Here is a 6,949-nt window from a genome sequence, read left to right on the forward strand (position 1 = left end):
GCTATATAGTTTCAAATAAGAAGTAGTAGCCATGATAAAGCTATGAAGTTTCAAGTAAGAAGCAGCTGGCGTATTTAAGTTGTGACCTAAAGTAACAAGTTTCTAGTCGTTAAGCAAAAAATCAGTGTATTTTACTAATTTACTTTTAAAAATTGAAATTGTATTGTAAAGTAGTGATTTTACAAATAGAAGCAGTTTTATATAATTAAAGACAAGTAAATAGAATTAAAATGATCCACAATAAAACGAGTAAAAACCAATAATTGTGTGGATTATTCAGATAACATTTCAGCTTAAAGGTTATGTAGCCATCATATAGCTATGGCGTTTCATATTGTTAGGATTTAAATTATATTGGTTAATAACATTGTTAGGAGGTACTTAAATATGGAGAAAGTAATAGCATTGTTCAGTGACGCCCTCCTACTTGCTGCTCCAATCTATGAAGAAAATAAGCAGTTATGGGCCAAATGGCAAAAATATTACAACGAAGTTCAAGAGAATCACGATAAATTAGTAACTTCAGCTAATATATCCCCTTCCTTCTCAACACTTGTTTCTTGGCTGGGGCAGAAACAAGAACAAGGAATATCGTTATTGCACATTTACGCAAATCTAGATAAATATAAAATTGAGATTCAAAATGTATTAGATAAAATCATTGAACAAGAGTTTGGAGAAAAGCTTGAAGCAGCTGAACCAACTCAAATTTCAAATCCTGAACATGGTCATATAGAAGAGCGTATAGCAGATATGCCTGACGAATATTATCCTGTATCAAATGACGCAATGTACTATCAATTACGTGATGGAATAGCAAAAAATCAGTTTGAAGAAGATGAAGCAGCGGCAAAACCGGTACTGCCATTAGAAACAAAAAATTCAAGCGGAGTTGCACAACTATCTTCACATAAGGATGAGGATTTGAGATTAGTGAATACAAATGAAGCGGAAAGATGGTCTATATTGGTTGATGGAGTAATTAGTAATATGGATGATCTTACAGCAGACTGTTTAGATACCATTACAATACAATGGTTAAATCAAGCTAAATCACCAGATGAATTCATAGATTTTAGTTATGAGAATGTATTGGAATTATGTAATATGCCAAAAGCATCAGCAAACGGTGTAGAGTATTATCGGGCAGAAGATAAGATAAAGGTAGCACAACGTATTGCAGCGTTAGCAAGTATCTTTATTTATTTGAATGATGATAATGAAGTTGTAGTATTGAACGATCAAGCTGACACTGGGGAACAATTTGAAGTAAAACGTGAAGTAATCAAAAGGCTATTCGTACTGGACTCTGTAGTGCTATGGAGAGATAAGAATACTAATGAATATATGGGGATAGAATCCTGTAAGATTAAACCGGGTAGTTTCTTATCGGGCTATTTGTATGGATCTAATAGCACAACGGCTTTATTATCGAAAAAAGCATTAGAGTATAATAGCTATAGACACAAGTTTCATAAACGTTTAATACGTTATTTATCCTGGCAGTGGCGAATCCGTCAACAATACAGTACTTTAAAAAGACCATACTCCATTGGTGGAGAAAAAGGTTTACTATCTGTAATGGGCATTACACCCACAAAGGGTCGCCCAACTCGAACTCGTGAACAATTAGAGAATATTTTAAATGATTTAGAAAAAGAAAATGTAATTTCACATTGGGCGTATGCAGAGGAATTGGATGAAACAAAGATAGGCGAACGTAATTGGTTTAAGAATTACTATTCCAAATTAGGAATCATTATCTTACCACCAAAAGAATTAATGAATAATATAGATAGTATGGTAAAGAAAAAAGCAATAGATATGCAAGAGAAGCAGGAGGACCATTATATTGCAGAGACAGTAAAACAAACTCCTGAAGGGTCAGAAGATGTGATACGAGAAAAAATTATGTATCAGCATATGCATCAAAATAAAACAATGCGTGAGATAGCAGATGAAATAGGTTTATCCCCTGCTACGCTATCAAGATTCTGTAATAACAAAATGAAGCGTATTTCAAAAAGTGTTAATGAAAAAATAAACAAGTGGTATGAAAGACAAATTATTATAGAGTCTATGTAAAAAGAAGCAGATACCTTTTAAAACGGAGAGGTACCTGCTTCTTTTTTATGTACAGTACGATTTTATATTAAAGCTGCTGTAGATTTGAAATGAAATTAATTAAGACTGATTTGCACATGGAGCCTTAACATATTCGTATTGAACTAAATCTAGCCATTTCATAAAATTAGGAAATAAAGGGTCATCATCGTTATACCAGTCAGAATACAAAGAGTCTGGTTTTTCTCTACCACAGAACAATGTGTAGTTGTTTTTTTGGGTAAAACTGCTATGGTAGCATACACCATCATAACCTTTTAATCTAATATACTCCGATAAAATTTGAGTTGGTATATACTCAAATGGAGCTTCTTTTTCATCAACAGGATTTGAAATTTCAGCACAAAATAATAATAGGAAATCCCTTGCCCAAACCATTTTATGATCATAATCATCAGAAAATATAGAAGTAGGTACCACGTCTGGAACCCTACTTAAATTAATAAGTTTTAGGCTACGTTTAGTTTGGAATTGTCCAAATACCACATTATCTGTTTCAGCAGCTCTAATTTCTTTTATACAAGTCTCCTTATCTTCTGCCCCGTAGAAGTATGAGATTCCATCTGGATTCATTCGAAATGATTTAGCATAATTAACTGGTGGAGGTCCACACTCTAAAGAACGATCTTTAATATCGATGCACGGCCCATTTAAATTAGAACGCGCCCTCCAAATTAAAGCACCTGCTTCTAGATTTACTTCCATTAGCGCAAAGAAACAATCATATATTGATAGCATACTTTCTCTAGAATTATTTCCATTCATGTCAAAAAAGCGATTTCCGTGTTTAACAACTTCTTTGAACCTTTCCCAATTTAAAACAAAATCACTATTATATAGGCCATAAAAACTATCTTTAAGAATAATCTGAGCTTCTCCACTTTCCCACACATCAATATCCCCTTGAGCAATATCTCGATATGAGGGTCCACTGGATTCAAATGAGTCTTTCATAAGTTCTTCACACTTATCGTTGTCGTCTATTTTTGTTGAAAAAATACATTCTGAATAACGTAAAACCTCATTAATTGTTTCCGCTGAATCTTCGTATAGATGGTACGGGATATCATCTGTAGTTACATTTACATATGCCTTTGCAAGGGACTCACGAATAAACTCTCCCATTATAGTTATATCAATGACAGGTACATTGGAACTCATACAGTAATTACAATCGTCATACTCCCCTTGGCTTTCTATATACTCAATTATGTATTTATTATTAAAACAGTTAGTACAACAAAACATATAATCACCTTTTCATTCCTTATCTTTATAAAATTCATAATAATATTTCATGTGTAAATAGAGTAGTTTCATTGAAAGTGATAAAAGATTAAAAGTATTGTATATTAATAAGTTTTATTTTTATGTTAAAAAAAATTCTTCTTTAGCTAAGCGTATCTAAAGGGATAAAACGGTGCAACTTTTTATAAACAGTATTCTTTATTTAAAATCTACAGCTGCATCGAAATCTGGTCTTATTACTTAATAATTTTCTTGTTGCTTTGAAATAACGTTATTTCATGTAAGTATCTCAATTAGAGATAATCTATTTCTCGCCTGACTTTTCCAAAAGAAAGTTTAAATTGCCATGATATAAACAATTCCAAAATTGTCTATTATAGTTATCATCATTAATTAATATGTTATTATCAAGCTCCACCAATGTGTTCTTCAAATCATGAAAAGTCTTTATTAGATCACAATCTTTGTAGTGCCCCTGCTCTAATAGCTGAACCCAATACTTTTTAAAGCAATTGAAGCAGGAATGCATTTTCTCTATAGAAGAATTAACAAAATATCTTTCTACTCTTTCTGTAATTTCATGCTCTAGCTCATATATCTCTCCTGTGGGCTGGTAGATAGTAATTAGATTACCTGAATCCATATTACTCCCAATCACAAGGTATGGTTTAAACTTCTCTAAACTCGCTAAAAACAATTCTGTATATTCTTTATCCAGTATCGATAAAGAAAAATCATTTTGTTTTGTCCATTCCACTACATCTAAAAGAAAACCATTTGAATAGGTGTAAAATTCTACATTAAGACATTCGAATTCATTTTCTTTAATTTGATGATTAAGTAAAAAGTGCATACTATCCACGGGCAAATTTAATTTGGCAATCTCCACTGTCATTCCTCCAACCCTTAATATTTAATTCATTTTCTGCTTCTACACAAACTCAATTAGATTTTAGCATAAAGAAATGGTCTTCTTGCGGAAAGTGGAATATGAAATAATAAAAAGGTATGAGTATATAACCCACACCTTTTTACCGTTATAAATATTCGTTATATGCTGAGTGCATCAATCATGATTAATGTCACCTTCGATATATTGACTGAGTTTATCCTTAATTGCCGCACTTTCTGGGGTTACTTCTGCTACTTTACGATTGTGAAGACGAGAGCCACCTTCCATTTCATCAAAAGGTAATGTATTTTCTTCTTCTTGAGGAACAGTGGCAGCCATTTGTTGTAACCATTGCATTGTTAAGTTAGATGTTGTATTTTTACCATTGATTTCTGCAGTTCGTTGAATTTCCTGTTCCTGCTGATTATGGATAACAGTTGATGTGTAAGCAGGTTCTCTATATTGTGGTGTATGCTTCGCCCTTGGTACTTCTATTGGAGTTTCAGTAATAACTGATGCTTTGTTGTTAAGTTCAATAGGTTCTCTATGTTTACTTGTATCTGGTACATTGTCTTTTTGAACATCGATTACTTCATTAATTTTTGCGGGTTCTGTTTTATTAGAAGTAGCAATTGATGCTGTAGTGCTTTCCTTTTCTAGTTTAGGAGCAGAGTTTCTTGAGTAATCTTGCACAGACTGACCATTTGTTAACTCTCCTTCATTGTCAGTCTCATCTTCATTAGTATAAAAATCGTAAGTATCAGGATTTAACGTTTGTAACCAGCCTTCTATTGCAGTAGGTGCTGTTTTAGGTGTACTCAAATCCTCAATTACAGCTTCTTCACTATCAACATTTGTATATGTGACATAATCATCATATTTAGTTTCCACATTCAATGACTCTTCACGAATTTTTAACCAATAAGCAGCTGCTTCTGCATCAACTTGAATCTTAGCGGTTTTAAACTCAGAGGCAGGAACAAAGTTAGCATTTACTTGTATTCCTCCTTGTGGAGCATTATCTTTCACAATTTTAGCCGCACACTGGAATGCTTTTTGAATTAAGATATCATTTTCAGAAAGAATGGGTACCTCTAGTTTCGAATAAGAGTATGATGTTCTACGTGTACTTTGAGTTTTCGTTTCTGCAGTTACCATATCAATTTCTTGATCACCTTCACGTGCCTCATAAATTGTTTTCGTACCCATTAGCTTACTAAACAATTTAGCATCTTCATTTGTAACATCACCATAAACAAGTTTATTACGAAATGTTCCTAACAGGATATCCATGAATCTTGGGCCATGTTCAATTGCTAATTGACTAATTGTTTGTGCAATAACAATTAAAGGTACTTTATATTTACGTGATTGAGCAGGAAAACTTTTAAATGCTTTATAAATGTAATCCGCAAACTCATCGACTAAAACCGGATGGTAAGGAGATACGTTAGGCTTACGACGGAAAACAGCATTCTGTACGGCATATAAACACAATTTACCGAATACATCAGATAGATCAGAAAGTTCCCCTTTTGCTGTATTAACTAACAGAATACCTCCAAATTCCAGGTGTTTCTCAAAATCGAAATTCGATGGACCACATAAAACACGACGGAGCAGAGGCTGAGCAGAAATATCATTTAATGTGTTTCGTAAACCGCGAACAAAAGTTTCTTGTTTATCAATAATCTTGGGTTGACCATAGTATTTCCCTTCAGTATGATAAACAACTTCCCCTCCCCCACGGCCACCAGAAATTTCAGGAACATAATTTAAATCAAACCATTCATCTACTTGTTTCATTATGCGGAAATGGTTTCGTTCATCCCTATCTGGAATAGATTCAATATCATTCGGAAGTCGTTCTTTTAATTTGAGATGCATCTCAAACACGAGATTGGCATCATTATACATATCAATTAAATGCTCAAATCTAGCTTCAAAGTTAGAATCATGGAGTTTTAACAAATAAATATGTTGTTTAAGATGAGAACGCTCAGATTGAACGAAGAACGGATTCCCTGCTCCATTATCAGAGAGACCGGTTAATACTGAACATAACATCTCAGCAACTTTATCGACTGGACCACGTACAAAATTTATTGAAGGGGTATCAGGATTTGTTGGATCTAAATAGAAAATAACACTTTCGGGAATCCTGTGTGCTAATACCAATTTATATACCTTTTCGCAGAAGTCATTAGATGGCTCGATAACTGTAAGACCATTAACCTGCGTTCCTTTTACATCCTCTGAATGATAATCTTTTCTTGCATATAAGGTTTTAAAGTTATTAATCATTGAAGCCATATAGTCAAGAATTTGATTGGCAATTGGCAAACCTAGTGCAGCTGATTTACCTGTACCAATGTTACCGATGATCATTATATTAAGCGTTAGAGACTTGCCCTGTATAACTGCCATTTCCCGTGTCGCACTATTAGGACCAAGAAAGATATCAGGGTCTGGCAATTTTGATGGATTTTTTTCAGTGAAAAACTTGTGTAATGAAGTAGCAAGTTTTCGTTGACGATCATCATTCAAAAAGGAAAGCATCCAACCAGGTATTTTAAATACGTATTCCCATTTGTAGGGTAAGAACCCAGCGCCTTAAGACCTCTCGGTCTTAGGTTTCCGAGAACTCCCCCCCGAACCGTACGTACCCCTCTCAAGGTATACGGC

General features: G+C 33.8%; 4 protein-coding genes. 1 reads left to right on the top strand and 3 read right to left on the bottom strand.

Features of this window, described 5'->3' with window-relative positions; translation table 11 throughout:
* Positions 1 to 387: 387 nt before the first annotated feature.
* On the top strand, positions 388 to 2,085 hold the full coding sequence (locus ATL10_RS30025; protein ID WP_110498253.1) for a helix-turn-helix domain-containing protein: 1,698 nt from the start codon (positions 388 to 390) through the stop codon (positions 2,083 to 2,085).
* 99 nt (positions 2,086 to 2,184) lie between these two features.
* On the opposite strand, the gene ATL10_RS30030 is transcribed toward ATL10_RS30025, so the two are convergent.
* From ATL10_RS30030 to ATL10_RS30040, 3 genes are all read right to left on the bottom strand, one after another.
* Positions 2,185 to 3,372, bottom strand: coding sequence for an RES family NAD+ phosphorylase (locus ATL10_RS30030; RefSeq protein WP_110498255.1), 1,188 nt, complete (start codon positions 3,370 to 3,372; stop codon positions 2,185 to 2,187).
* A 304-nt stretch (positions 3,373 to 3,676) separates the two neighbouring features.
* Entirely contained in the window at positions 3,677 to 4,267 is a 591-nt protein-coding gene (locus ATL10_RS30035; RefSeq protein ID WP_110498257.1) for an SUKH-4 family immunity protein, read from the bottom strand.
* A gap of 171 nt (positions 4,268 to 4,438) precedes the next feature.
* Positions 4,439 to 6,652, bottom strand: a complete 2,214-nt coding sequence (locus tag ATL10_RS30040; RefSeq protein WP_258375840.1) for a type IV secretory system conjugative DNA transfer family protein — start codon at positions 6,650 to 6,652, stop codon at positions 4,439 to 4,441.
* Between the last annotated feature and the right edge of the window lie 297 nt (positions 6,653 to 6,949).

It is taken from the genome of Bacillus sp. 196mf, from assembly GCF_003217275.1.
In the GTDB taxonomy this organism is placed as follows: domain Bacteria; phylum Bacillota; class Bacilli; order Bacillales; family Bacillaceae_G; genus Bacillus_A; species Bacillus_A thuringiensis_S.

Excerpts from the sequence above, each read along its gene's own strand:
- ATL10_RS30025 (WP_110498253.1), top strand. The coding sequence starts at position 388 with ATGGAGAAAGTAATAGCATTGTTCAGTGACGCCCTCCTACTTGCTGCT.
- ATL10_RS30030 (WP_110498255.1), bottom strand. The coding sequence starts at position 3,372 with ATGTTTTGTTGTACTAACTGTTTTAATAATAAATACATAATTGAGTAT.
- ATL10_RS30035 (WP_110498257.1), bottom strand. The coding sequence starts at position 4,267 with ATGACAGTGGAGATTGCCAAATTAAATTTGCCCGTGGATAGTATGCAC.
- ATL10_RS30040 (WP_258375840.1), bottom strand. The coding sequence starts at position 6,652 with ATGATCATCGGTAACATTGGTACAGGTAAATCAGCTGCACTAGGTTTG.